The following is a 22,434-nucleotide window of genomic DNA, read 5'->3' as shown; positions in this document are numbered from 1 at the left end:
TTACTCCCTTAAATCTGTTCGCGCAGAGGACGCAGAGTCCAAGTGGTTGTTTACAAGGCGGCGTATGCCTTCCTTCATTGTCTCTCCGCCAAAATTCAGGATCAATCCTACCGATTGCCGCGTCAGGCGCAGATAGGTCAGCAATTGTTTGGCATGAACTTTCTGAAGCTGATCAACCGACTTTATTTCTATGACCAGACGGTCATCGATCATGACATCTACGCGAAATGCAGCCTCAAATGTTAGACCGTCAAGCTCAATATTGATCGGCTTTTGCCGATCAACCTTATACCCCATATGTGCCAGCTTGCCTGCAAGCACCGTCTCATAAACACTTTCCAGCAAACCTGGCCCCAGATCCCGATGGATAGCCATGGCGACCCCAATGACATCCCGCGTGATATCATCGATCGGCTTCATCGTTCCTCCGCGTCCTCTGCGCCTCTGCGCGAAAAATTTACACTGCCTCCAGTGCAGCTTCGATATCGACCAAATCCCCTCCGCGTCTCCGCGTGAACAAAAATCGAGCCGCACCATATTGCACCGCTACGCCGTTCAGTCTCCCTTGAATGTCGGCGGGCGGCGGTCGAAGAAGGCGTTGATGGCCTCGTCATGGTCCGCCGTCGCATGGGCCAGCGCCTGCATTGCGCCTGCCATTTCCAATATCTGTGAAAGCTCCGCCGTCTGCGCCGCGCGTAGCAGTCGCTTGGTCATGCGGGTCGCGTGGGGCGGGTTGGCGGCTATGGCTTCGGCCTGCTTACGCGCCGCCGCCATCAGTTCGTCATCCGCCACCACATCGCTCACCAGACCGATGCGCAGCGCCTCGGCGGCATCGATCGTCTCGCCGGTCAGCGACAATTGCGCGGCCTTGGAAAAGCCGACAATGCGCGGCAGCAGCCATGCCCCGCCATCGCCCGATACCAGCCCCAGTTTCACAAAACTTTCGGCAAAGCGCGCCGACTGGCCCGCAATCCGCACATCGCACATGCAGGTCAGGTCCATCCCCGCGCCGATCGCCGGGCCATTGACCGCCGCGATCACCGGCAGTTCGATCGCCTGGAACAGGAGCGGCAGGCGCTGGATGCCCGCGCGGTAATTGCGCCGCGTCTGCGCGGGCAGTCCGGCGCGCAGCCCGCCAGCGTCCGGGCGCATCGCGTTCAGGTCACCGCCCGACGAAAAGGCGCTGCCCGCGCCGGTCAGGATCGCGACATGGATCGAGATATCGCGCTCGGCCGCCTCGAACACATCGCACAGCGCATCGACCATCGCCGGGTCCGAAATCGGGTTGCGCCGGTCGGGCTGGTTCAGCGTGACCGTCAGCACCGGCCCGTCGCGCTGGGTGAGAACCGCGCTCATAGCGATCCCAGCGCCGCCTCGATATCGTCCATCGTCACGACGCTGCGCACCGTCGCGTCGGGCGCGATCCGCTTGACCATCGGCCCCAGCACCTTGCCGCCCAGCTCGACGAAATCGGTCACGCCCGCCTCCCACATGGCGGCAACGGATTCGCGCCAGCGCACCCGGCCCGTCACCTGCTCGACCAGCCGCGCACGAATGTCGTTCGGGTCGGCGATCGGCGCGGCCAGCACATTGGCATAGACCGGCAGCAGGGGGGCATTGATCACCGCATCGGCCAGCGCCAGCGCCATGGCGTCAGCAGCGGGCTGCATCAGCGGACAGTGGAAGGGCGCGGACACCGGCAGCAACACGCCACGCTTGATGCCATGATCCTTGACCATCGCCACGGCCCGCTCGATCGCGCCGCGATGGCCGGAAATGACGACCTGGCTTGGGTCATTGTCATTGGCGACGGTGCAGACCTCACCCTCCGCCGCCGCATCGGCCAGCGCCTGCGCCTTCTCTATATCCGCGCCCAGCAGCGCCGCCATCGCGCCCTCGCCCACCGGCACCGCAGCCTGCATCGCCTGCCCGCGCAGCTTGAGCAGCCGCGCCGTCGTGCCAAGGTCGAACGCTTCGGCGGCGCACAATGCGCTATATTCGCCCAGGCTATGGCCCGCGACATAATCGCCCTTGTCGCTCAGCGAAAAACCGCCTTCGCGCTGCATCACCCGCAGCGTCGCAATGGCATTGGCCATGATCGCGGGCTGGGCATTTTCGGTCAGGGTCAGGTCGCTCTCCGGCCCTTCGATCATGATGCGGAACAAATTTTGTTTCAGCGCGTCATCGACTTCCTGAAACAGCTCACGCGCGGCGGGACTGGCATCGGCCAGCGCCTTGCCCATGCCCACCGACTGGCTGCCCTGCCCCGGAAATAGAAAAGCCCGCATTCGTCATCCCCTGACCCAAGCGCTACAAAAAGCGCGTAATTTCAATGGTGTTACACTTTGAGACATAAATGGCATTGAGGCATACACATGTCTGCGGCAGGCAGGCATCCGACACCCTGCCCCCTTTGCCGGGGGACTGAATGACGGCCCCTTTAACGATGACGGAGTGCAAGGAAAAGGTGCGATATCGCATTGTCTGGATGACGGGATCGGCGCTTGCCCTCTCCGCCTGCGCAGCGGGGCCGGACTATCGCGCGCCGCAACCTGCCGCGCTCGGCATCCCCGCCGCCTATGATCAGGGCAGCGGCGCACCCGTCAGCGACGCGGAACTTGCCCAATGGTGGACGCGCCTTAACGATCCCGCTCTGTCCGCGCTGATCGACACCGCCGTGACCGCCAATCTTGACATTGTCCAGGCGCAGGCGCGATTGCGGCAGGCGCGGGAATCGCTGGCGCAGGCCAATGCGTCCTTCCTGCCCCAACTCAGCGGATCGGGCAGCGGCGGCAAAAATTACCGCAGCCAGGCGGGCGGCACCCGTGTCGACAATAATGGCAATGTCATCAGCACGGGCGCGAGCAACTGGTCGAGCAGCTATTCGGCAAACGCGAACGCCAGTTGGCAGATCGACCTGTTCGGCGAATTGTCGCGCAGCGCCGAAGCGGCACGCGCGGACCTTGCCGCGTCGGGCTATGATCTGGCGACAGTGCGGATGACGATCATCTCCGAACTCGTCACCAACTATGTCCAGGCGCGGCTGGCGCAGGAACAACTGCGTGTCGCCCGCGACAGTCGGCAGGTGCAGCAGGATAATTATGACATTGCCCGTTGGCGGTTGCAGGCGGGCCTCGTCTCCTCGCTCGACGAGCAGCAGGCGCGCGCGCAACTGGCCCAGACCAGCGCATCGATCCCGCAGATCGAGGCCAGCCTGCGTGGCAGCCTCAACCGCATCGCCGTGCTGACCGGGCAGGCGCCGGGCGCGGCGACCCGTGCGCTCGAAACCCCCTCCCCCATTCCCACCGCTGCGATCGACATCGCCACCGGCATCCCCGCCGACACGCTGCGCCAGCGGCCCGACGTGCGCCGCGCCGAACGCAACCTCGCCGCCGCCACCGCGCGGATCGGCGTGGCGCAGGCCCAGCTTTATCCCTCGCTTGGCATCAGCGGCAATATCGGCACCACGTCCAACGCCTTCAAAGACCTGTTCAGCCTGATCACTGGCGGCGTGTTCGCCAATGTCGCGCAGACCATCTTCGACGGTGGCCGCCTCGCCTCGCAAGTTCGCGCGCAAAAGGCCGCAACCGATGGCGCATTTGCGGCCTATAAGCAAAGCGTGCTGGGCGCGCTGGAAGATGTCGAGAACGCCATGGCATCGCTCACCAGCGCCCGCCTGCGCAAGGCGGAGTTCGCGACGGCCTATGATGCGTCGAACAATGCCGCGATCCTGGCGCGCAGCCAGTATCAGGCGGGCCTGACCGACTTCCAGACGCTGTCCAGCAGCGAATCCACCCTTTTGAACGCGCGCAACAGCCTGGCTGGCGCGCGGTCGGACGAAATCCTTGCCCTCGCCCAGCTCTACAATGCGCTGGGCGGCGGCTGGCAGAGCATGGAAAGTCGCCCCGAATGAGCAATGACACCACCACCGATCCGGCGCTGGACGCATTTCTGGGGGCAAAGCCTGCCAAGCCATGGCGCAAATGGGCGGTGCGCGGCGCGATCGGCGTCGGGCTGCTGCTGCTCGTCCTGCTCGTCAGCCGTTGTTTCGCGGACGAGGATCAGCCCAATTATGCGACCCGCGAGGTCCGCAAGGGCGACCTGACGGTCAGCGTATCGGCCACCGGTAATTTGAAGCCCGTCAATCAGGTCGATGTCGGGTCCGAACAGTCGGGCAAGATCACCGCCGTCTATGTCGATGTGAACGACCGCGTGGTGAAGGGCCAGCGGCTGGCCGAACTCGACACAAGGCGGCTGGTCGACACGGTGAACCAGAACCGCGCGCAGGTCTCCGCCTCGCAGGCGCAGGTCGCACAGGCACAGGCGCAGGTTGCGCTCGCCAAGGCGACGCTCGACCGGCAGCTTAACGTGTTCCAACTGTCTGGCGGCAAGGTGCCTGCCAAGACCGAGATCGATTCGGCCCGCGCCAATTATGAAGGCGCGGTTGCCACGCTGCGGTCGGCGCAGGCGCAGGTAGACGTGTCCCGCGCGCAGCTGTCATCGGCCCAGACCAACCTGACGATCGCGCAGATCGTGTCGCCCGTGAACGGCGTCGTCCTGTCGCGCGATATCGAGCCGGGCCAGACCGTCGCGGCATCGCTCAACGCCCCGGTCCTCTTCACCCTGGCCGAAGATCTGACCCAGATGGAGGTCGAGGTCTCGGTGGACGAGGCCGATGTCGGACAGGTCAAGGAAGGCCAGAGCGCCACCTTCGCCGTCGACGCCTTCCCCGGCCGCAGCTTCCCGGCCAGGGTCACGCGGGTCAATGTCGGCTCTAACAGCGCCAGCACATCCTCTTCTTCCACGACCAGCACCACCAGCAGCTCGTCCGGCACCGTGGTCGCCTATACCGCCGTGCTGACCGTCAATAATGGTGATGAAACCCTGCGCCCCGGCATGACCGCGACGGCGGACATCGTGACCCAGGAATTGCGCGACGTGCTGCTCGTCCCCAACGCCGCGCTGCGTTTCAAGCCCAGCGCGGGTGCGGCCCAAGGTGGCGGCATCACCAGCACGCTGATGCCCCGCCGCCGTGGCAATCGCGCCGCCCGCGAAGTCAGCTTTGGCGCGGGCAGCAGCCAGACCGTCTATGTCGTGGGGGAAGACGGCAAGCCCAAGGCGATCCAGGTCGTCGTCGGCGCCAGCGACGGATCGCGCACGGTCATCACCGGCGGCGACCTGAAGCCGGGAATGCGGGTCATCACCGGGCAATTGGCGGCGGGCCAGGAGCCGCCAGCCGAGGATCAGACCCGCAATGGCGCAGACCAGCGCGCCCCGCGCAAGAACAGCGCGCCGCGCAACCCGGCGACCGACGGCACGCCCGCAACCGTGGGGAAGCTTGGCAATTCGGGTGACGCCCCGCCCCAAACTGCTCCTGTGACGGCCAAGCCCTGACCGCCATGAGTGCCGACCCCATCATAACCCTGCGCGGCGTCACCAAAGTCTATGGCAGCGGCGCGACTGAATTTCAGGCCTTGAAGGGCATTGACCTCGACATTGCGCAGGGCGATTTCGTCGCGGTGATGGGGCCGTCCGGCTCCGGCAAATCGACCACGATGAACATTCTTGGCTGCCTCGACGTGCCGTCGGCAGGCGAGTTCCTCTTCAAGGGGCATCATGTCGAAACGCTGGACCGCGACCAGCGCGCGCTGCTGCGCCGTCGTTATCTGGGCTTCGTGTTCCAAGGCTTCAATCTGCTGTCGCGCACCAGCGCGCTGGAGAATGTCGAGCTGCCCCTGCTCTATCGCGGCGAGGACAAGCAGACCCGTTATGACATGGGCATGGCAGCGCTCGACAAGGTGGGCCTTAAACAATGGTGGGACCATACCCCCGCCGAACTGTCCGGCGGCCAGCAACAGCGCGTCGCCATCGCCCGCGCCATCGTCACCAGCCCGGACGTGCTGCTGGCCGACGAACCGACCGGCAACCTCGATTCGGAACGCTCGATCGAGATCATGGAATTGCTGACCGACCTCAACAGGAATAGCGGCATCACCGTGCTGATGGTGACCCACGAACCCGACATGGCGGCGTTCGCGCGGACGATCGTGCATTTTCGCGACGGGCTGGTCGAGCGGATCGAAAAGGGGCTGGCGGGGTGAAGGATATGCAAGCGCAAACCTTCTCCCCTTGGGGGAGAAGGATACGGAGCCTTGGTGAGCGAAGCGAACTTAGGCCCAGTTGGAAGAGGGGAACGCGCCCCATCGACGGCGCGCGTCCCCCGCTCCAAGCTATGCTAGCCAGCAAGCTGGCAAGCGCCGCTATCCTCTCCCCCAAGGGGCGAGGAGACTTAAGATGCTAGGCACCACCATCATCCTCGCCTTCCGGGCGATCAACCGGCACAAGCTGCGCAGTTTCCTGACGACGCTGGGTATCATCATCGGCGTCGCGGCTGTCGTCACCATGGTCACGCTGGGCAATGGTGCCACCGCAGCGGTGCGCGAACAGATCAGCTCGCTGGGGGCCAATGTGCTGCAATTGCGCCCCGGTCAGGGCTTTGGCCGTGGCGGCGGGGGGCCGCGTCCGCCCGATTTCAAACCGGCGGACCTGACCGCGATCGAAAACCAGCTGACCGGCGTGCGCGCCGTCGCGCCCATGGCCCAGTCTACCGGCACCGCCATTTACGAAGGCAATAACTGGTCAACCACCGTCTATGGCACCACCGCCGCCTATTTCGAGGTGCAAAGCTGGAAGGTGACCAGCGGCCGGCTGTTCATGCCCGAAGAGGAAGAGGCCGGTCGCCCGGTCTGCATCATCGGCAATACGGTGCGCACAAACCTGTTTCAGGGCGGCGACCCGATCGGCCAGCGGATGCGGATCAAGGGCGTATCCTGTCAGGTGATCGGCGCGCTGGCGACGCGCGGCCAGGGCGGCTTTGGCGATCAGGACGATGTCGTCGTCATGCCGATCAAATTCGTCCAGCGCCGCTTCACCGGCAATCGCGATATCAGCCAGATCATGATTGCGGTGGACGACGCCTATGACACGTCGACCGTGCAGCAAAGCCTGGAAGAGCTGATGCGCGAACGCCGGCAGATCAAAGCCGGGGGCGAAGATAATTTCAACGTGTTCGATACCAAGCAGATCAGCGACACGCTGACCGGCACCACCACCATCCTGACCCAGATCGTCGGTGCGGTCGCGGCCATATCCCTGCTGGTTGGCGGCATCGGCATCATGAATATCATGCTGGTGTCGGTGACAGAACGCACGCGCGAGATCGGCATACGCCTCGCCATCGGCGCGGTCGCGGGCGAAGTGTTGATGCAATTTCTGGTCGAGGCGATCGTGCTGTCCTGCCTGGGCGGGGTGATCGGCCTGCTGATCGCCCTCGTCGCCTCCTGGGCCATAGCCCCGCTGATGCAGGTGCCTTTCATCTTCGACCTGAAGGTCAATCTGATCGCCTTCGTCTTTTCCGCCGTCATCGGTGTCGTGTTCGGCTATTTCCCCGCCCGCCGCGCCGCCGCGCTCAACCCCATCGACGCGCTGCGCCACGAATAATATGAAGGCGTGATGATTGTAATTCATCTCCCCTCTCCCCCGACCCCTTCCTTGCGGGGAGGGGTCGGGGGAGAGGGGAGCGAGGCATTGCACATGACTTTTCGTTATCCCTCCAACGTCATGCTGAACTCGTTTCAGCATCCATCATGCCCCAAAAGCCGCGGTTTGAGACGAGAAATGGATCCTGAGCCGCTAGGCCAGCGCAGCTAAATAAATTCAGGATGACGATCAGGGAGGGGACAGTTTCATATGCGATGGCCCTGCCTGCAAGGGGAGGATGATCTTTACCCGGCAACCCGCTTTCCTGAACAGCCATTCATCTTAAATCTCAATCTGTTACAATTTCTGACACTCTTTGTCCTTTCCCGACACATGGCTGCGACAAGCACCGCCTATCTCTGTTCTCGACGCCGCAGAGGGCGCCCGAAACACGGCAAAGGAGCAAGACATGTTCAAGAAAATCCTCATGGCGCTGGCCACCACGACCCTGGTCGCCAGCCCGATCATCAGCAGCCAGGCGCAGGCACAAGGCTATGGCCAACAGCACCGTCAGGAACAGACCCGCACGGTCGTCAAGCAGAAGCCAAACGGCCGCACTGTGGTCAAGCAAAAGACCGTCGTTCGCAAGGATGTGCGCAACAACCGCTATGCCGCGTCGAACCACCGCTGGGCCAAGGGCCAGCGTTTCGACCGTCGCCAGGCGACCAACTATCGGGTCATCAACAATTATCGCGGCTATCGCCTGAACGCCCCGCCGCGCGGCTATCAGTGGGTCCAGTCGGGTAATGACGCGGTGCTAATCGCCATCACCAGCGGCATCATCGGCGCAGTCATCGGCGGCGCGATCCGTTAAAACCATCCCATCTGCATGATGCCCCAGGGAACTCTCCTCCCCTGGGGCATTTTTGCGTGTCCGTGCGTCTGATACAGGTTAAATACCCGATATTAAGGGATTGTCCTGCAAAAGTCCCAAGCCGGGGGGCGCATCGGGAACGACCATGTCACTGCATCAGATCATGTATATCAGCTCCGTCACCGGGACGGTCACGCCACAGGAGTGCGCCGCGATCGCGCGCGCGTCCGCGATCAGCAATCGCCGCGACGACGTCACTGGCCTGCTGCTGTTCAACTCCCGCCGCTTCCTCCAGGTGCTGGAAGGGCCAAGGGAGGCGGTCGAGCGCATCTTTGCCCGCATCCATGGCGACAGCCGCCATCGCGCCGTGGTCAAACTGCGCGAGGGTGCGATCGACCGCCGCGAATTCGGCCAATGGGCAATGGCCTATGACGATCCGCTCCGCCCGTCCGACAATCTGAAGGATGTGGTCGCTGCCTTGCTGGCCAGCGCCGGTCCGTCGACCCGCGCCCATTTCATGGGATCGGCGGAGTTGCACCGCCCCGCGGCCTGATCCGCGCTACACCAGCCCGGTCAGATAATAGACCGCGATCACGATGAACACCGTCACCGTCTTGATCAAAGTCAGCGCGAAAATATCTTTATAGGCCTGCCGATGGGTCAGGCCGGTCACCGCCAACAGGGTGATGACCGCGCCATTATGCGGCAGGCTGTCCATGCCGCCCGACGCCATCGATGCGACCCGGTGCAGCACCTCGCGCGATATGCCCGCCGCGTCGCCCGCCGCGATGAACTGGTCCGCCATCGCCGCCAGCGCGATCGACAGGCCGCCGGACGCCGACCCGGTGATCCCGGCCAGCGATGTGACGGTAATCGCTTCATTGACCAGCGGATCGGGTATCGCGCGCAGCGCTTCCTTGACGATCAGGAAGCCGGGCAACGCCGCGATCACTGCGCCAAAACCATATTCGACCGCCGTGTTCATGCCCGCCAGCAACGCGCCGCCAACCGCCGCCTTCGATCCTTCGGCAAAGCGTTTCGCCACGGTCCGGTATGCGAACGCCAATATCGTCGCGATGCCCAGCAGCAGCGCGCCCTCAACCGCCCACAGCGCCGACACCTGCGCCACCTTGACCTCGACCGGCTCGGCCATGCCGACCAGCGACAGAGTGACGACATCGCCGCTCACCCAGCGCGGGATCGCCATCGTCAGCAGCAGATTGCCCACGCCCACCACCAGCAAGGGCAACAGCGCGACCAGCGGATGCACCTTTGCCGCATCATCCACAGGCTCCGGCTCGTTCACCAGCGCTTCCGGCGCGCCATAACCCTCTCCCGCCGCCATCATCGCGCGCCGCCGCCAGCCCAGATAGGCCAGCCCCATCGCCGCAATACAGGCGGAGCCGATCAGCCCCAGTACCGGCGCGGCCCAGGCGGTGGTGCCGAAAAAGCTGGTCGGTATGATATTCTGGATCTGCGGCGTGCCAGGCAGCGCGTCCATGGTGAAAGTGATCGCCCCCAGCCCGATCGTCGCTGGCACCAGCCGTTTGGGAATGTCGGCACGGCGGAACATCTCGGCGGCGAAGGGATAGACGGCGAACACCGCAACGAACACCGACACCCCGCCATAGGTCAGCAGCGCGGTGACCGCCATGATCGCCGGGATTGCCCGCCCTGCGCCCACAATGCCGATCACCGCCGTCACGATCGCGCGGGAAAAGCCGGAAATCTCGACCAGTTTGCCGAACAAAGCACCCAGCAGGAACACGGGGAAATAGAGTTTGAGGAAGCTGCCGACCTTTTCCATGAACAGCCCGGAAAAAGCGGCCGGAACAGCGGCAGGATCAGTCAGCAACACCGCCAGCATCGCCAGCAACGGCGCCATGATGATGACGCTCATGCCCCGATAGGCGGCGATCATCAGCAGGATCAGGGATAGTGCTGCAATGCCGACTGCCATTTTTCATTCTCTCCGCGCCCGCACACCCACCCCGTTCGTCCTGAGTAGCAGCTGAGCTTGTCGAAGTGGCGTATCGAAGGATAGGAGCCAAGCCAACCCTTCGATACGAGGCTTCGACTTTACCTTTGGTGAAGTTTATCCTGAGCGCCTGCCGCAGGCGGGCAGTCGAAGGGCTCAGCCTCTACTCAGGGCGAACGGATGGTGTTTGTTGCCCACCACCCTTGCCTTTCCCCCGCCTTTCCCCCATAGGCGCGCCTTCGCATCGGGCCAGAGGTGACTCGGCACGCCTGCGGAGCATGGTAGACGACAGCCGGAGGGGCGTTCCACATGGGGTGGGCGTCAGCAATCGGCCAACAGAGAAGGTATAATCATGGCTCTTTACGAGCATGTGTTCCTTGCGCGCCAGGATCTGGCACAGGCGCAGGTGGACGCCCTGGCGGAAAACGCCACCAAGATCGTGGAAGAAAACAACGGCAAGGTGACCAAGGTCGAGACCTGGGGCCTGCGTTCGCTCGCCTACAAGATCGCCAAGAACCGCAAGGCGCACTATGTGATGCTGAACATCGACGCCCCCGGCGGCGTGATCGCGGAACTGGAGCGCCAGACCCAGATCAACGAGGACATCATCCGCTACATGACCGTCAAGGTCGATGAGCTGGAAGCTGGCCAGTCGGTCATGATGCGCAAGCAGGACCGCCCCGACCGTGGCGATCGCGGCCCCCGTGGTGACCGCGGCGATCGTGGTCCGCGCGAAGATCGCGGCGACCGTGGTGATCGTGGCCCGCGCCGCGACGAAATCGCTGGCGAATAAGGAGACATAGATCATGGCACGCCCATTTTTCCGCCGCCGCAAGAGCTGCCCCTTCGCCGCCAAGGATGCGCCGAAGATCGATTATAAGGATGTCCGTCTGCTTCAGGGCTTCGTGTCCGAACGCGGCAAGATCGTCCCCAGCCGCATCACCGCCGTTTCTGCCAAGAAGCAGCGCGAACTGTCGCAGGCGATCAAGCGCGCCCGTCATCTGGGCCTGCTGCCCTACATCGTGAAGTAAGGGAGTAAGCCCCATGGAAATCATTCTGCTCGAACGTATCGAGAAGCTCGGCGCCATTGGCGACATCGTGACCGTCAAGGACGGCTACGCCCGTAACTTCCTGCTGCCGAACAAGAAGGCGCTGCGCTCCAACAACGCCAATAAAAAGGTGTTCGAGGCCAATCGCGCCAAGATCGAGGCCGACAACGCCGCTCGCCGTTCGGATGCCGAAGCGGCCGCCGACAGCGTCAATGGCACGCAGATCGTCCTGATCCGCCAGTCGTCCAACGCTGGTGCGCTCTATGGTTCGGTCGCGGTTCGCGACATCATCGAAGCGCTGCAGGCGCAGGGCGTCACCATCGTCACCAAGGCGATGGTCGTTCTGGAACGCCCGATCAAGACGCTCGGCGTGTTCGACGTCAAGGTCGCGCTGCACCCCGAAGTCGCCGTCACCATCAAGGTGAACGTGGCTCGCTCGCCTGAAGAGGCCGAACTGCAAAGCCAGGGCGTCGACGTCATGGCCGACCTGTTCGAAAAGGACGAAGCCGGCTTCACCGAAGACTATGATCCCAACGCAGAACCCGGCGATCTCGCCGCGTTCACCGAAGAAGCCCCGGCCGAAGAGGCCTGAGCTTTTCCGTCAGGACCAAACAGAAAAGCCGCCCCGCAACGGGCGGCTTTTTTGTTGGGGCATGTCCGTCGCAGACCGGATATTGGCGCTATGACCGAAGTCCATCCTCCCCTTGTAGGGGCGGGAAATTGCATATGACTTTTCGTTATCCCCCAACGTCATCCTGAATTTATTTCAGGATCCATCGTACCCCAAAAACCGTGGCTGGAGACGAGAAATGGATGCTGAAACAAGTTCAGCATGACGATGAAGGAGGGGCTGTCCATATACGATTCCCCTTGCCTTGCAGGGAGGACTTTTGATGCCGGATTTACAGCCGCCCTACTCCGCCTCTTCAATCTCCGCGCCCGGCCCGTTCTTCAGCACGGATTCGATCGCATTTTTCGCGCCCGCCTTGCTGCTATAGCCTTCGGTCCAGAAAATCGTTTCGCTATTATATTTGAACTTGGCGACAAACTCGCCGGCCTTGTTCTTCTCGATCACGAACTTGTGCGCCATCTCATGCCTCCAGACTCGTTACATCAGCGAAACCGGGTCGGAGAATAAGCAGCAGCAGCGATCCCCGCAACGCTTTCCGGCAGCGCCTCGCCCCGCACCAGAGCAGCCGCCAGCAGCGCGGCGGCGGGGGCGGTCTGGATGCCGAAACCGCCCTGCCCGGCAAACCAGAAGAAGCCCGGTGCGTCAGGATCGAACCCGTACACCGGCGCACGATCCGGCGCGAAGCTGCGCAAACCGGCCCACTTATGCTCGACCCTCGCGATCGGCCAGTCGACCGCTTCCTCGAACCGCGCAATCGCTTCCGCCACCGCCAATTCTTCGGGCGCAGCGTCGCACGGGGGGGATGGCGCCTCGTCATGCGGGGTCAGCCAGATGCGGCCCTGCCCCTCCGGCTTGAAATAGAATTGCCCGGCCAGGTCCATGATCAACGGCAGGTCGGCCGACGGCATGGACGGCACGCGCAATTGCACAACCGTGCGCCGCAGCGGCGTCATGCCGATCGGTGCAACGCCACAGGCGCGCGCGACATCGTCCGCCCATGCCCCCGCAGCATTGACCAGCACAGCGCACGCGATGCCCCCGACCGGCGTCTCGACCCGCCAGCCGCCGCCCTCTGCCCGCGCGGCGCTCAACTGTGTCGCCAGCCGCACCTCGCCGCCGCGCCGCCGGAATTGGCGCAGATAGGCCTGATGCAGTGCCGCCACGTCGATGTCCTGACAGCTCGCCTCCATGACGCCAATGGTCCAGTCCGGCCGCAACCCCGGCACCAGTGCGGCGGGATCGACCGGCTCCAGCACCACCTTGCCCGCAAATTCCGCCATCAGCGCATCGCGATGCCCCTCATCCCCCGCCCGGCCGATATGCAGCGTGCCGCGCGGCGACAGGAAACTGCCGTCATGAAAATCGGGGTCCGGCGCGCTCAGCAACGGCCCTGAAGCGGTGGTCAAAGGCTGCACCACAGCGCCGCCATAGCTTTCCTCCCAGAAAGCCACGGAGCGTCCGGTGGCGTGATAGCCAGCGCGATCCTCCATTTCCAGCAACACGACCCGCGCATCGGCCGCCAGCTCCGCGCCCAGGCTGGCCCCAGCAATGCCGCCCCCGACGATAACAATATCAGCGTGGCTCACGCCGCCACCTCATCCAGAAAAGTGTCGATCCGGGCGAGCGCATCCAGCCGGACAGGATCCAGTTCGCGCAATATCTCATGCGCAGCCTCCTGCCCGTAAATATGCAATCGTGCGCCCGGAATCCGCGCGGCGACACGGCGGATTGCGGGGGTGGACACCAGCTGGTCCGCGCCGGTCGCCAATATCAGCAACGGCACGGCGATGCGCGCCAGTGCATCATCCTGCGCCAAGGCCCGCGTCGATTCCAGCGCCTGACTGACCCAGGTCCAGCTTGGCGGTCCCAGCGCGATGTCCCGGCTATGATCACGCCACCATAGTTCGTCGGCATAGCGATCCGGGTCGTGAGTCAGCCGCTTCTGCCGCATCCGCCGCTGCCGTTCCGACCCTTCCTTCTGCGTCCAGGCCTGCCGTTCGCCCCGGCCCAGACACAGCATCGCGCGCGCCAGCACCACCGCAAACCAGCGCGGCAGGGGCGCGCTATGCACGTCCAGCATCGGCGCGACCGTCACGGCGGCGTCCGGCGACGGCATCCCTTCGGCCAGCGCGCGCAGCAGCAAATGCCCGCCCATGCTGTGCGCCACCATCACATAGGGTCCGCTCCCTTCCGCGCGCCAGTCCGCCGCCAGCGCGTTAAGGTCCGCAATCCAGTCGGCAAAATCCCCGATATGCCCGGTCATCGGATCATCGGTCAGCCGCCCCGACCCGCCCTGCCCGCGCCAGTCGAACGTCGTGACCGCCCATCCGCGCTCGGCCCAATGATGGATCACCTCCAGATATTTTTCGATCATGTCGCCGCGCCCGCCCAGCACCAGCATCCGGCCGCGCGTCCCGTCGCCCAGTTGATAGCGCCGAATTTGCGAGCCGTCGGGTGCCGTCCAATAGTCCAGCCGCCCACCCATCGGCCAGGCGCGGCGGTCGAACAGCGGTGCGTTGAAAAGCGGCGAATCCATGCGGGTCATGGTTACGGTTTGGTAAGCCATGGCAACGCTTTTCTGCGCCTTTCCGGGCCTGTTTGAAAAAGTTTGAAAGTCATGGCTTCTTTGCCTCCCATTTGAGCATCGCCGCCTTGCCCAGCTTTTTCTGCGATCGGCCCTTGGCATAATGCTCGATCATCCGGAGCGACTGGCCGCTGATAGCAGCCGTTTCGGCAATACTGCACTCCGATTCGAGAAGCATGATGACCGCGTTCTTGCGCAGGCCATGCGGCACAACGTCGATGCCAAGTTCAGAGCAGACGGCTTGGATGGCCAGCCTGATACGATTGTTCTTTCCTTCGCCAGGCGCGCCGGGGATGATGGTTGAGAGGCTGCGTGGATGCCGCGCCAACTCCTTCGCCAGATCCGCATGGATCGGAATCGTCAACACCTTGCCGGTCTTGCGCTGGGTCACGACGATCGATCCGTCCTGAATGTCACGCCACTTCATGGCTGCCACATCGCCGATTCGCTGTGCCGTGAAATAGAGCAGGTGGACAGACAGGCGGACCAGTTCATCCTTGGAGGCCAGCGCCGCCTGTAGCGCCTCATCTGGCCAAGGCTCATGCTCCCCGGTATCCATCGGAGCGATGTCGGCAAACGGATCATTGGTGACATGCCCCCGGCGTCTCGCCCATGCATAAGCCGCTCCGCCCGCGCGCTGCACCATATTGGCAGCGCCGGGACGATCAGCCATCTTATCGAGCAGCAGGACGATATCCTTGCGCTCGACCAGTTGCGCCGGTGCGGTGCCGAGCTGATCCGAAAGAACGCCTTGATACAGGCGATAGAGGCGCTGCGTCGATGTCGCCGTTTTGGCGAACTTGTCGCTCGCCTGATACAGGTCGATCATCTTGGCCAGCGTCAATTGCTGGGTCAGGTTCGCGCGCCGGGACCTGTGGCCAAGCATGGCGGCATAGGTGGCATGGAACGAACGGTCAGTCGGGGCGGGCAGTCTGCTCCACACCTTTTTGCCAGCGTCATCGGTCTGGCCGGTATCGAAATAATAGTAGAAGCGGCCCTTCGCCTTGGTCCGCTTCACATATTTGATGATCTTATCCATTGCCATACAGCTTCGTGTCCTTGCGCCAGTCATCGCTGGCAGCCTCACCGGTCAGGCGCTCCAGATGCGCATCGATCTGCGCACGACTCCAGCGCGGGCCATTGCCAAGCACGACAGGCGGCGGCAAGCGGCCAGCGTTGATTTCACGCTCCAGATCGGCGGCGGACAGTTCGAGGTAGGCGCATACGGACGCCCTCTTGAGCATCCGGGGCCATTGTGGAACGTGAACCCCCATCACCACCCCTCCCCAACAGCAGCGCCGATCATGGCGCGGTAAATCTGGCCCCCATCACCGCCGAACGCTTCGCATTGTTGCCCCGCCTCGATCATTTCCGGCGTCGCGGTTTTGAGGGCGGATAGGACGGCGCGGGCCAAATCTGCGGACACAGATCGGATATGCTTCCAACCGCCGCCGTCAGCCCAAAGCTCTATTTTCTCCAAGCCGCCAAGCTCCAAGGCATTCTCAATCTCTGCCGCAATCTCTTCAAGCTTCGTCATCCCTGCGGCTCCTTGTGCTGGAGGGCGGCGGTAGTGACGTATCCAGCCTTGCGAAGTTGCTCACGTTCCGGCTTTCCGTCATATGATCCGCGCATCTCACCGCCATGGAAATACCGGAACCATTCCTTGATAGCGGCGTCAGCAACCCCCAAAGCCTCCCGAAGCCGCGCGATCTCGTCGGCTGCTTGGGTGTTTGCTCGGAGAAGGCGATAAACATCTGGAAGATTCGGAAGGGCGTGATTGCTCTCGATCCCGAACTTCTCAGCCTGCTTGATAGCGCAGGGGCCGCAACGAGCCGTATCGCCGTATTCCCAACATGCGCCGGGCGTCGGGCAAATCCCTTCTACATCATCGCGCCAGAGTAGGCGTTGCGGGTCGGACAAGGTGCGACGTTCGCGATCAGCCAAATCACACCCACGATCATCCTCCATCGTTGAGGCGATGGCGCGGAGGGCGGCGGCGGTTAGGGCTAGGGCTGGTGTAGCAGCGTCAGAAAAAAGACCGGGGCCGTCATGAAGGTAGCAAGCAGCCACAGCACTTCCATCCCCTTTATCCGAAAAACCGCACGACGCGCCTTTTGGAACCAACGTCATCGCGGCGTCTAGGGATGCGGTGTAGGCGGGCGCATCCCGAAGGCTGACACCACTAAAGCCGACCACCTCATAGTTTCCCGGCCTCGCACCGTGCGAGATCATCACCTTTCGGGCGCGCGTAACGTCGCGAGCATCATCTAAGTGATCCCATCCGCCGTAAAACAGGGCGATTGCAATCTCAGCATCAATCTCCCGATCTGGCCCCTCCAGCTTTTCGCAGCGATCAGCCAGCCCCAAAATCTCACCCTTGTTCATGGTCGTTGTCCCTTCGATCACACGGCACCACGCGCGCTAAGTCCGAACGGCAATCCTCACACCCGCACTCATCGCCCTGCGCCTGCACGGGCTTGCGCGGGCGGAGCGGGATGATGATGGCGGTCATGGGATCGGCTTCCATGCTTCGGGTTGTGCGCTAGGCAGGCCGTTGGCATTGCTCGACCAGCAAGCCCCATCGCTCCAGCATTTTGGGTAATCTTGCCCCACCGCCTGCCATTGGTCGCACGGCACTTCATCCTCGCTGAGCGAGGCGCGCCTGCGCAGGATGGCCCGGAAAGCCTTTGTCCGACCCTCGACGCGGACAAATACCTCCTGATCGTAAGTCGCAGTCTCGATCGGCTGCCATTCACTCCCAGACATGCCCACCTCCCTTGCCAAAAGCCCGCACAGTGGTAGCCGTGCCGACCCGTTGACGAACGCGCCGGTCAGGCAGGACGATAGGCTGAGCCTTGTCGCTGCGGACGTGCAGCGCGTTCCAGCAGGCGCGGTCGCGGGTCATGATGCTGTCTCGACCAAGAGCGGGGCCGGTCTGTCGCTGATCTCAACCCCATAGACTGCCATGCCAATCAATTCGAGCATGTCAGGTGGAGCAAGAAGCGCGCCCACAACGCGACTGCCGATCGCAGACGTGTCCCCTCCCAGCTTGTGGAGCATGTCGAAAAGCCTGACGGTATCAACCTCAAACGTCACGGTTCTGGTTGTCATCGAATTTCCGGCCCCGTTTATTAGACTGACAGGCCGTCCCTGTGGAATTTCTCCCCGACCTATCCGCCTTGCAGCGCCGCCCGGTCGGGGGTGTGGCGGGGGTTAGGCTGGTGGCTTGTCAACTTGGGCATGGAACGCCGCGAAATACGCGCGCTCTGCTCGGCTCTCCGTTATTGCAGCCAATATGTCCTCTTCCGCAAAGGCCGCGATCACCTCTTTCAGAGATGTAGTGAGCGTGTGCGTGGGTAGATTTTCGCTGAAATATGGCTTGCCGCCAGCGACGCGATAATCGTTCAGATAGACGCACCGCTTGCCGACAATAGAAACCTCCACCAGCTTCTCACCAACAGGGCTTGCAGGCTTGCTGGAAAACAGAAGGTTCGGGTCTGCCTTGACGGCAGCCTTGGTCGGCACACTCACGACACGCCCTCCCCAACCTTCGCCCGCTTCTCCGCCCGATACTCCCGGTCGGCCTTCTTGCGGTCGCGCCACTTTTGGGCGTCGGGGCGGAGGGTGGCGAGTTCGGCGGCAACGCGCTGATGGCCTTTGCGCGATTCCTCGTAGGCCATTTCGGCGGTGCGAACATCGGCACGCAGGCCAGCGACCTCTCTGCCCAACCGGCGATTTTCGCTGGTCATGCTTTCGGCCATCGCTGTCTTGTTTGCCTTCGCGACCTCGATCTGTCGCCGCAATTCAGCCACCACCGCCTCATGCGCCCGCACCGTCATCAGTCCTAAAAACGACATGGCAATTCCTCCTTATGCTGCTGTGATAGGTTGCGGATCAAAACGGGACTTCATCGTCTAGATCGTTGTCGAAATTGGATTGTGAGGTGGCCGTGTTGGTCCGCGCGCCAGACTGACCGCCGCCCCATGTGTCATCCGACTGGCGGGATTGGTTGCTGGAGCGCTGGCTGTCGCTTGGTGGGCCGTCCAGCATCGTCAGCACAGCGCCAGGCCCGCTCAGCACAACCTCGGTCGAGTAGCGGTCATTGCCGCTCTGGTCCTGCCATTTACGGGTGCGGAGTTGGCCTTCGAGATAGACCTTGCTGCCCTTGCGCAGGAACCGTTCGGCGACGCCGGCCAAGCCTTCCGACTGGATCGAAACGCTGTGCCATTCGGTGCGCTCCTTCTTCTCGCCGGTCGTGCGATCCTTCCAGCTTTCGGACGTGGCGACGCGCAGGTTGCAGATTTTGCCGCCGTTCTGGAAGGATTTGACCTCCGGGTCCGCGCCGAGATTGCCGACCAGAATGCATTTGTTGACTGACCCGCTCATGCCTTGCCGCCCAGCTCAGTCTTGCGAACCCCGGCGTGAACATGCAGTTCATCGCCATCCTCTTCGCTCAGTTCCTTGCAAAGCTCGTCCAGCTTGGCGTTGACGTCGATGACGGTTTCGCAGGCGTCGATGATCGTCATCGCCTGTTCCAGCGTCAGGATTTCGCCCATGTCGCTGTCGGCGCGGCCTTCAAGGACTTCGCCGGTGGTCTGGTCGTGATCGCTGCCCTGAATTTGATGCTCCAGCGCGTCCAGTCGAGAAACCGGCTGCGCGGTAACAGCCTGCACCGCTTCCCCGTCATAGCGGACGCTTAGCGTCTCATCGCGGGCGAACACTTCTTCAAGGTCGGTGGACATGGGCAGCCACTTGGACAGGCGGCGGAACACGGTTTTCCGCGCCATTTCGCCCCACCACTGGACCCATGGGCCATACTGATTATCCTTGGACTTGCTGACCGCACGGACCTTCTCAATGTCCTCCAGGCTCATCACTTCGATGTAGCGCGACCCATCGGCCAGAACCGCGACCGCATAAGCGCCGATCGCCTTCCCGCGCGGCTTGTCGAGCGGCGGCGGGACATGCTTGATTTCATCGTCAAAGCCGTAGTTGATCGAGAACTCATCATGTTCGTGAACGACGCGGGCGCTGACCTTGGACACATCACCGGACTGGCGAACCTTCTTGAGCAGCCCTGCCATCATAGGCATGGCCTGAACCTTCGCGTCCCATCCGCCGCTCTTGTTCTTCGTCTTGAAGATCACCAGCGCGGCCTCTCGACCATCGGGCAGCAAGCCATCCTGCGCCAAACGGACGATCGCGCCGAAAAGGCTCTTGCGGTCGGCGTCGGCCAGCTCAGGCGTGTTCTGGATCGCCGTCATGGCGACGCGGCTGAACTTCTCGACCGTGACATGGGCGGGCAGCGCTGCCCGAAACTCAGGGGCCAGCGTCATGATGTTCTGCCGGATCACTTCGACCGGGCTGGCGCGGCGTTCAGCCAATTGGGTAGCCATTATGCTTTCTCCGTGATGTTGAATCGCCGGTAGGATTTCCGGCCTTTGATGATGTCGCCAATCATGTCGGCGGTGATTTCGCGATCGGGTGTCGCCTTCACGGTCGGGCATTTGACTGTCATGCCGTCCAGAAGCGCCGTTCCAGCGTCTCCCAGCTTCTCCATGATCTCGGCCTGTGCTGCGTCCGCCTGCGCCTTGCCCTGCTTCTCCAGAGCCTTGCCGGTCAGCCATCGTGCTGCCGCGTCCTGCGCCAGATTGTTGGTGCGAAGGTCGATCACGTCATCCGTGGCGTTCGGGTAAAGCGCGTTGATCGTGCCGCCATCCCGGCTGTAATCCGGCCTTGGCGGCTTCCCGGCCACGATGGACTGCCAGAAGGCCGCGACCCGGCTTTCCACATCGGCAAAGATCACGGGCCGGAACTGATATTCGAACCGGCGCAATTCGTTGCCGCCAACCAGAACGATCACGTCGCCCCATTCGCAGCCTGCCAGCCCGGCATAGGTCATCACCTGCAAAAGGTAATTCGTCGGCGGTTCGTCGCCCCATCCCTTCGCGACCAGCCAGTCAGCCGTCTTGACCTCAAGGATGCCACGCCCGCGACGGGGGCACATGGCGATCTGGTCTGGATGCCCGCCAAGGCCTTTGCCATTGTCCAGCCGCTTGGGCGTCTCCAGCTTCTGATAGCCGTAGCGTTCACAGGCCGCGTCGATGATGACCGGCTCCAGGCGGACTCCCCATTCAATTCTCTCGTTGCCGCCAAATTCAGGCGACGCGACATTGCCAGCCTTGCGGTGCCACAGCTCAAACTCTGTCAGCCAAGGATGGCAGCCGAACAGCGCAGCCACTTCCGACGCGCCCACCACGGACGAACGGAAAGCGTCATCGCCATCCCCCGCCACGATCTGAGAAACCGCGTTCACAGCATCGCCCTCCAGATAATATCCGTGTCGATCCCGGCGCGGGAAAGTGCGGCCATCATGTTGGTCTTGGCAGCAACAGCCTCCGCCTCAAGACGCAGGCGCTCGTCGTTCCCGAACGAATGGTTGCGGACTGCGACTTCCGCCTCACATGCCAGGCGCATGGCCTTCACGGCTGCGTAGGACGGGCTTTCGATTGCGGTAGCCATCTTAACCTCCAACACTCGGACACAGCATCATCACTGCGTAAAAAATCACGGTCCCGGCGACGGCAAAGAGCGCCATCTGAAACGGGGTATGGGGGATGCACTCGCGCGGTTCGTCCGGGGTGCGGGGTGGGAGGATTATGCGGGTCATTTGAAGCGCCCCCGCCAGATGAAGGTGCAAATACCTGCCAACAGGAACAGGTTAAGCGCCGACCGAGCCGGTGAGAAATCGCTACCGCTATTCAAAACGACCTCGCCGCAAAGCGCCCAAATGATCGTCATGACGCACAGCGAAATCGCACCAAAGTTATAGATGAAGCGTTCCATCACTTCGCTTCCCCCGTCGCGGCGGCGATGGCTTTGCGATACTCGCTCAACCTCACCACCGCCTTGACTGACGGATATCCTTTGAACGACCAGCGCTTGGCGCGCGGCATCCATTTCGCATCCGAGCCTGTCAGCAAAAGTTGCGGATCATCGCCTTCACCTATGACTTCGACCGCATAGACCATCTGCGTTTTTGACCATCCGCCAGCCTTTCGAGCAGCGATGTCGAGCGCGTTTCCAAACGGCCCAGGAGTATGCCCCGCCATCACGCCACCACCCGCATAATCGACCGCCGATAAGCCACGCGGACCTCAGCAGCGTCGCGCGCCAGATCCACAGCTTCACAGGCGCTCGCCACGTTCGGCCCAAAACCGTTGTGACCCCATTTGCCGCAGTAGTGCTTGGCGATCGAAGGGGATGCCAGCACGGCGTCCAGATCGTTGATTGCCGCGCGCCGGATGCAGCTAAGCCGGTCAAACAGACCGTCATGTCGGCTCTGCGACAGCTTCGGCCCGCGCACCCGCAGATGACGCAGCGCCGCGTCGATGCGGGCGATGTGGCCGTTCAGCAGGTCTTGCGCGCGGATGCTGGCGCTCGCGAAATTGTGGTGCGCGGCGGTCATTGGCCGGTTGCCTTGGCGATGGCTGCCTCAAGAGCAGCCTGGCATTCCCGCGCCTCCTTCAAGACCGGAATTCCGACAAAGAAATTCAGCGCCTTTTCGGCAGCCTCAAGCAAATCAGGGCTGGCCACGATCAGGTGGGCGTTGGCAATCTGCTCAGCTACGTTCTCGTCGCCCAGATCATTTACGCACGCAATGTCCCAAACACCCTTCACCCCAAATCGAGTGCATGGCCAAGCTGGCCGGCCAATGATCCTCAGAGAGTCGCCGGGATCTGATTCAATGCTCTCCACCGACCACGGTCCCGGCGTATGCTTCAATTCGGTGGCCATGCTCACCTCCTCACAAAAACTAATCTCAGCGTCGCCCTGCCC

General features: G+C 62.8%; 32 protein-coding genes. 10 read left to right on the top strand and 22 right to left on the bottom strand.

Translation table 11 applies throughout. The features are described from left to right. The 3 genes from ACODR8_RS13125 to fabD all read right to left on the bottom strand — a co-directional run bounded on the left by ACODR8_RS13125 (position 1) and on the right by fabD (position 2,288). Positions 1-420 (bottom strand): GxxExxY protein, encoded by a 420-nt coding sequence (locus ACODR8_RS13125; RefSeq protein WP_489007654.1) that lies wholly within the window; start codon positions 418-420, stop codon positions 1-3. A gap of 135 nt (positions 421-555) precedes the next feature. Next, the gene (locus ACODR8_RS13120) at positions 556-1,356 is read right to left on the bottom strand and encodes a crotonase/enoyl-CoA hydratase family protein (protein WP_489007653.1); all 801 of its coding nucleotides are present in this window, start codon (positions 1,354-1,356) and stop codon (positions 556-558) included. Continuing rightward, positions 1,353-2,288, bottom strand: a complete 936-nt coding sequence (gene fabD, locus ACODR8_RS13115) for an ACP S-malonyltransferase (RefSeq protein WP_489007652.1) — start codon at positions 2,286-2,288, stop codon at positions 1,353-1,355. Before fabD ends, ACODR8_RS13120 begins: the two co-directional genes overlap by 4 nt. Before the next feature lie 158 nt (positions 2,289-2,446). Between fabD and ACODR8_RS13110 the strand changes: the two genes are divergently transcribed. The 6 genes from ACODR8_RS13110 (at position 2,447) to ACODR8_RS13085 (ending at position 8,906) form a co-directional block, all read left to right on the top strand. Further along, positions 2,447-3,913 (top strand): efflux transporter outer membrane subunit, encoded by a 1,467-nt coding sequence (locus ACODR8_RS13110; protein ID WP_489007675.1) that lies wholly within the window; start codon positions 2,447-2,449, stop codon positions 3,911-3,913. After that, positions 3,910-5,394, top strand: a complete 1,485-nt coding sequence (locus ACODR8_RS13105; RefSeq protein WP_489007651.1) for an efflux RND transporter periplasmic adaptor subunit — start codon at positions 3,910-3,912, stop codon at positions 5,392-5,394. Before ACODR8_RS13110 ends, ACODR8_RS13105 begins: the two co-directional genes overlap by 4 nt. Before the next feature lie 5 nt (positions 5,395-5,399). Beyond that, positions 5,400-6,101: an ABC transporter ATP-binding protein gene (locus ACODR8_RS13100; protein ID WP_489007650.1), complete on the top strand. Its 702-nt coding sequence runs from the start codon at positions 5,400-5,402 to the stop codon at positions 6,099-6,101. A 193-nt stretch (positions 6,102-6,294) separates the two neighbouring features. Beyond that, a complete protein-coding gene (locus tag ACODR8_RS13095; RefSeq protein ID WP_489007649.1) occupies positions 6,295-7,500 on the top strand; it encodes an ABC transporter permease in 1,206 nt (401 codons plus the stop codon). 448 nt (positions 7,501-7,948) lie between these two features. Further along, the gene (locus ACODR8_RS13090; protein WP_489007648.1) at positions 7,949-8,353 is read left to right on the top strand and encodes an RcnB family protein; all 405 of its coding nucleotides are present in this window, start codon (positions 7,949-7,951) and stop codon (positions 8,351-8,353) included. Positions 8,354-8,498: 145 nt separating this feature from the next. After that, on the top strand, positions 8,499-8,906 hold the full coding sequence (locus ACODR8_RS13085) for a BLUF domain-containing protein (RefSeq protein ID WP_489007647.1): 408 nt from the start codon (positions 8,499-8,501) through the stop codon (positions 8,904-8,906). 6 nt (positions 8,907-8,912) lie between these two features. Here ACODR8_RS13085 and ACODR8_RS13080 read toward each other — a convergent pair whose 3' ends face one another. Beyond that, positions 8,913-10,313: a GntP family permease gene (locus ACODR8_RS13080; protein WP_489007646.1), complete on the bottom strand. Its 1,401-nt coding sequence runs from the start codon at positions 10,311-10,313 to the stop codon at positions 8,913-8,915. Positions 10,314-10,683: 370 nt separating this feature from the next. Here ACODR8_RS13080 and rpsF point away from each other — a divergent pair, with 370 nt between their 5' ends. The 3 genes from rpsF to rplI are packed head-to-tail and all read left to right on the top strand — an operon-like array spanning position 10,684 to position 11,972. Beyond that, positions 10,684-11,124: a 30S ribosomal protein S6 gene (gene rpsF, locus ACODR8_RS13075; protein ID WP_217672765.1), complete on the top strand. Its 441-nt coding sequence runs from the start codon at positions 10,684-10,686 to the stop codon at positions 11,122-11,124. A 13-nt stretch (positions 11,125-11,137) separates the two neighbouring features. Beyond that, positions 11,138-11,362, top strand: coding sequence for a 30S ribosomal protein S18 (gene rpsR / locus ACODR8_RS13070; protein ID WP_006950194.1), 225 nt, complete (start codon positions 11,138-11,140; stop codon positions 11,360-11,362). A gap of 13 nt (positions 11,363-11,375) precedes the next feature. Continuing rightward, positions 11,376-11,972, top strand: coding sequence for a 50S ribosomal protein L9 (gene rplI / locus ACODR8_RS13065; protein WP_119744142.1), 597 nt, complete (start codon positions 11,376-11,378; stop codon positions 11,970-11,972). Positions 11,973-12,293: 321 nt separating this feature from the next. On the opposite strand, the gene ACODR8_RS13060 is transcribed toward rplI, so the two are convergent. From ACODR8_RS13060 to ACODR8_RS13025, 8 genes are all read right to left on the bottom strand, one after another. Continuing rightward, positions 12,294-12,470 (bottom strand): YegP family protein, encoded by a 177-nt coding sequence (locus ACODR8_RS13060; RefSeq protein ID WP_119744143.1) that lies wholly within the window; start codon positions 12,468-12,470, stop codon positions 12,294-12,296. 23 nt (positions 12,471-12,493) lie between these two features. Further along, entirely contained in the window at positions 12,494-13,597 is a 1,104-nt protein-coding gene (locus ACODR8_RS13055) for an NAD(P)/FAD-dependent oxidoreductase (protein ID WP_489007645.1), read from the bottom strand. After that, positions 13,594-14,556, bottom strand: a complete 963-nt coding sequence (locus ACODR8_RS13050) for an alpha/beta hydrolase (protein WP_489007644.1) — start codon at positions 14,554-14,556, stop codon at positions 13,594-13,596. The genes ACODR8_RS13055 and ACODR8_RS13050 overlap by 4 nt, the downstream gene beginning before the upstream one ends. Positions 14,557-14,626: 70 nt before the next feature. Beyond that, positions 14,627-15,640 carry a tyrosine-type recombinase/integrase gene (locus ACODR8_RS13045; RefSeq protein ID WP_489007643.1) on the bottom strand — a complete coding sequence of 338 codons (1,014 nt, stop codon included), beginning with the start codon at positions 15,638-15,640 and terminating at the stop codon, positions 14,627-14,629. Further along, positions 15,627-15,839, bottom strand: a complete 213-nt coding sequence (locus ACODR8_RS13040; protein WP_489007642.1) for a helix-turn-helix transcriptional regulator — start codon at positions 15,837-15,839, stop codon at positions 15,627-15,629. Before ACODR8_RS13040 ends, ACODR8_RS13045 begins: the two co-directional genes overlap by 14 nt. Positions 15,840-15,868: 29 nt before the next feature. Next, positions 15,869-16,132, bottom strand: a complete 264-nt coding sequence (locus tag ACODR8_RS13035) for a hypothetical protein (protein ID WP_489007641.1) — start codon at positions 16,130-16,132, stop codon at positions 15,869-15,871. Further along, positions 16,129-16,980, bottom strand: a complete 852-nt coding sequence (locus ACODR8_RS13030) for a hypothetical protein (RefSeq protein WP_489007640.1) — start codon at positions 16,978-16,980, stop codon at positions 16,129-16,131. Before ACODR8_RS13030 ends, ACODR8_RS13035 begins: the two co-directional genes overlap by 4 nt. A gap of 123 nt (positions 16,981-17,103) precedes the next feature. Continuing rightward, positions 17,104-17,361, bottom strand: a complete 258-nt coding sequence (locus ACODR8_RS13025) for a hypothetical protein (protein WP_489007639.1) — start codon at positions 17,359-17,361, stop codon at positions 17,104-17,106. On the opposite strand from ACODR8_RS13025, the gene ACODR8_RS13020 reads away from it, so the two are divergent. Then, entirely contained in the window at positions 17,360-17,554 is a 195-nt protein-coding gene (locus tag ACODR8_RS13020; RefSeq protein WP_489007638.1) for a hypothetical protein, read from the top strand. The two genes, ACODR8_RS13025 and ACODR8_RS13020, sit on opposite strands and share 2 nt — an antisense overlap. A gap of 254 nt (positions 17,555-17,808) precedes the next feature. Here ACODR8_RS13020 and ACODR8_RS13015 read toward each other — a convergent pair whose 3' ends face one another. The 10 genes from ACODR8_RS13015 to ACODR8_RS12970 all read right to left on the bottom strand — a co-directional run bounded on the left by ACODR8_RS13015 (position 17,809) and on the right by ACODR8_RS12970 (position 22,392). Beyond that, on the bottom strand, positions 17,809-18,126 hold the full coding sequence (locus ACODR8_RS13015; RefSeq protein WP_489007637.1) for a hypothetical protein: 318 nt from the start codon (positions 18,124-18,126) through the stop codon (positions 17,809-17,811). Next, on the bottom strand, positions 18,123-18,452 hold the full coding sequence (locus ACODR8_RS13010) for a hypothetical protein (protein WP_489007636.1): 330 nt from the start codon (positions 18,450-18,452) through the stop codon (positions 18,123-18,125). Before ACODR8_RS13010 ends, ACODR8_RS13015 begins: the two co-directional genes overlap by 4 nt. 37 nt (positions 18,453-18,489) lie before the next feature. Continuing rightward, positions 18,490-18,981: a single-stranded DNA-binding protein gene (gene ssb, locus ACODR8_RS13005; protein WP_489007635.1), complete on the bottom strand. Its 492-nt coding sequence runs from the start codon at positions 18,979-18,981 to the stop codon at positions 18,490-18,492. Further along, positions 18,978-19,991 (bottom strand): recombinase RecT, encoded by a 1,014-nt coding sequence (locus tag ACODR8_RS13000; protein WP_489007634.1) that lies wholly within the window; start codon positions 19,989-19,991, stop codon positions 18,978-18,980. Before ACODR8_RS13000 ends, ssb begins: the two co-directional genes overlap by 4 nt. Further along, positions 19,991-20,911, bottom strand: a complete 921-nt coding sequence (locus tag ACODR8_RS12995) for a YqaJ viral recombinase family nuclease (RefSeq protein WP_489007633.1) — start codon at positions 20,909-20,911, stop codon at positions 19,991-19,993. Before ACODR8_RS12995 ends, ACODR8_RS13000 begins: the two co-directional genes overlap by 1 nt. Further along, the gene (locus ACODR8_RS12990; protein WP_489007632.1) at positions 20,908-21,117 is read right to left on the bottom strand and encodes a hypothetical protein; all 210 of its coding nucleotides are present in this window, start codon (positions 21,115-21,117) and stop codon (positions 20,908-20,910) included. Before ACODR8_RS12990 ends, ACODR8_RS12995 begins: the two co-directional genes overlap by 4 nt. Before the next feature lie 144 nt (positions 21,118-21,261). Continuing rightward, entirely contained in the window at positions 21,262-21,441 is a 180-nt protein-coding gene (locus ACODR8_RS12985) for a hypothetical protein (protein WP_489007631.1), read from the bottom strand. Further along, complete coding sequence (locus ACODR8_RS12980) at positions 21,441-21,707, bottom strand: hypothetical protein (RefSeq protein WP_489007630.1); 267 nt, start codon at positions 21,705-21,707, stop codon at positions 21,441-21,443. The genes ACODR8_RS12985 and ACODR8_RS12980 overlap by 1 nt, the downstream gene beginning before the upstream one ends. Further along, positions 21,707-22,063 (bottom strand): hypothetical protein, encoded by a 357-nt coding sequence (locus ACODR8_RS12975; RefSeq protein WP_489007629.1) that lies wholly within the window; start codon positions 22,061-22,063, stop codon positions 21,707-21,709. Before ACODR8_RS12975 ends, ACODR8_RS12980 begins: the two co-directional genes overlap by 1 nt. Further along, complete coding sequence (locus ACODR8_RS12970) at positions 22,060-22,392, bottom strand: hypothetical protein (RefSeq protein WP_489007628.1); 333 nt, start codon at positions 22,390-22,392, stop codon at positions 22,060-22,062. Before ACODR8_RS12970 ends, ACODR8_RS12975 begins: the two co-directional genes overlap by 4 nt. Positions 22,393-22,434: the final 42 nt, after the last annotated feature.

It is taken from the genome of Sphingobium sp. FG58, from assembly GCF_057809055.1.
This window is presented reverse-complemented; position numbering and strand designations above follow the sequence as displayed.

Excerpts from the sequence above, each read along its gene's own strand:
- ACODR8_RS13125 (WP_489007654.1), bottom strand. The coding sequence starts at position 420 with ATGAAGCCGATCGATGATATCACGCGGGATGTCATTGGGGTCGCCATG.
- ACODR8_RS13120 (WP_489007653.1), bottom strand. The coding sequence starts at position 1,356 with ATGAGCGCGGTTCTCACCCAGCGCGACGGGCCGGTGCTGACGGTCACG.
- fabD (WP_489007652.1), bottom strand. The coding sequence starts at position 2,288 with ATGCGGGCTTTTCTATTTCCGGGGCAGGGCAGCCAGTCGGTGGGCATG.
- ACODR8_RS13110 (WP_489007675.1), top strand. The coding sequence starts at position 2,447 with ATGACGGAGTGCAAGGAAAAGGTGCGATATCGCATTGTCTGGATGACG.
- ACODR8_RS13105 (WP_489007651.1), top strand. The coding sequence starts at position 3,910 with ATGAGCAATGACACCACCACCGATCCGGCGCTGGACGCATTTCTGGGG.
- ACODR8_RS13100 (WP_489007650.1), top strand. The coding sequence starts at position 5,400 with ATGAGTGCCGACCCCATCATAACCCTGCGCGGCGTCACCAAAGTCTAT.
- ACODR8_RS13095 (WP_489007649.1), top strand. The coding sequence starts at position 6,295 with ATGCTAGGCACCACCATCATCCTCGCCTTCCGGGCGATCAACCGGCAC.
- ACODR8_RS13090 (WP_489007648.1), top strand. The coding sequence starts at position 7,949 with ATGTTCAAGAAAATCCTCATGGCGCTGGCCACCACGACCCTGGTCGCC.
- ACODR8_RS13085 (WP_489007647.1), top strand. The coding sequence starts at position 8,499 with ATGTCACTGCATCAGATCATGTATATCAGCTCCGTCACCGGGACGGTC.
- ACODR8_RS13080 (WP_489007646.1), bottom strand. The coding sequence starts at position 10,313 with ATGGCAGTCGGCATTGCAGCACTATCCCTGATCCTGCTGATGATCGCC.
- rpsF (WP_217672765.1), top strand. The coding sequence starts at position 10,684 with ATGGCTCTTTACGAGCATGTGTTCCTTGCGCGCCAGGATCTGGCACAG.
- rpsR (WP_006950194.1), top strand. The coding sequence starts at position 11,138 with ATGGCACGCCCATTTTTCCGCCGCCGCAAGAGCTGCCCCTTCGCCGCC.
- rplI (WP_119744142.1), top strand. The coding sequence starts at position 11,376 with ATGGAAATCATTCTGCTCGAACGTATCGAGAAGCTCGGCGCCATTGGC.
- ACODR8_RS13060 (WP_119744143.1), bottom strand. The coding sequence starts at position 12,470 with ATGGCGCACAAGTTCGTGATCGAGAAGAACAAGGCCGGCGAGTTTGTC.
- ACODR8_RS13050 (WP_489007644.1), bottom strand. The coding sequence starts at position 14,556 with ATGACCCGCATGGATTCGCCGCTTTTCAACGCACCGCTGTTCGACCGC.
- ACODR8_RS13045 (WP_489007643.1), bottom strand. The coding sequence starts at position 15,640 with ATGGCAATGGATAAGATCATCAAATATGTGAAGCGGACCAAGGCGAAG.
- ACODR8_RS13040 (WP_489007642.1), bottom strand. The coding sequence starts at position 15,839 with ATGCTCAAGAGGGCGTCCGTATGCGCCTACCTCGAACTGTCCGCCGCC.
- ACODR8_RS13035 (WP_489007641.1), bottom strand. The coding sequence starts at position 16,132 with ATGACGAAGCTTGAAGAGATTGCGGCAGAGATTGAGAATGCCTTGGAG.
- ACODR8_RS13030 (WP_489007640.1), bottom strand. The coding sequence starts at position 16,980 with ATGAACAAGGGTGAGATTTTGGGGCTGGCTGATCGCTGCGAAAAGCTG.
- ACODR8_RS13020 (WP_489007638.1), top strand. The coding sequence starts at position 17,360 with ATGCCCACCTCCCTTGCCAAAAGCCCGCACAGTGGTAGCCGTGCCGAC.
- ACODR8_RS13025 (WP_489007639.1), bottom strand. The coding sequence starts at position 17,361 with ATGTCTGGGAGTGAATGGCAGCCGATCGAGACTGCGACTTACGATCAG.
- ACODR8_RS13010 (WP_489007636.1), bottom strand. The coding sequence starts at position 18,452 with ATGTCGTTTTTAGGACTGATGACGGTGCGGGCGCATGAGGCGGTGGTG.
- ssb (WP_489007635.1), bottom strand. The coding sequence starts at position 18,981 with ATGAGCGGGTCAGTCAACAAATGCATTCTGGTCGGCAATCTCGGCGCG.
- ACODR8_RS13000 (WP_489007634.1), bottom strand. The coding sequence starts at position 19,991 with ATGGCTACCCAATTGGCTGAACGCCGCGCCAGCCCGGTCGAAGTGATC.
- ACODR8_RS12990 (WP_489007632.1), bottom strand. The coding sequence starts at position 21,117 with ATGGCTACCGCAATCGAAAGCCCGTCCTACGCAGCCGTGAAGGCCATG.
- ACODR8_RS12985 (WP_489007631.1), bottom strand. The coding sequence starts at position 21,441 with ATGGAACGCTTCATCTATAACTTTGGTGCGATTTCGCTGTGCGTCATG.
- ACODR8_RS12980 (WP_489007630.1), bottom strand. The coding sequence starts at position 21,707 with ATGGCGGGGCATACTCCTGGGCCGTTTGGAAACGCGCTCGACATCGCT.
- ACODR8_RS12975 (WP_489007629.1), bottom strand. The coding sequence starts at position 22,063 with ATGACCGCCGCGCACCACAATTTCGCGAGCGCCAGCATCCGCGCGCAA.
- ACODR8_RS12970 (WP_489007628.1), bottom strand. The coding sequence starts at position 22,392 with ATGGCCACCGAATTGAAGCATACGCCGGGACCGTGGTCGGTGGAGAGC.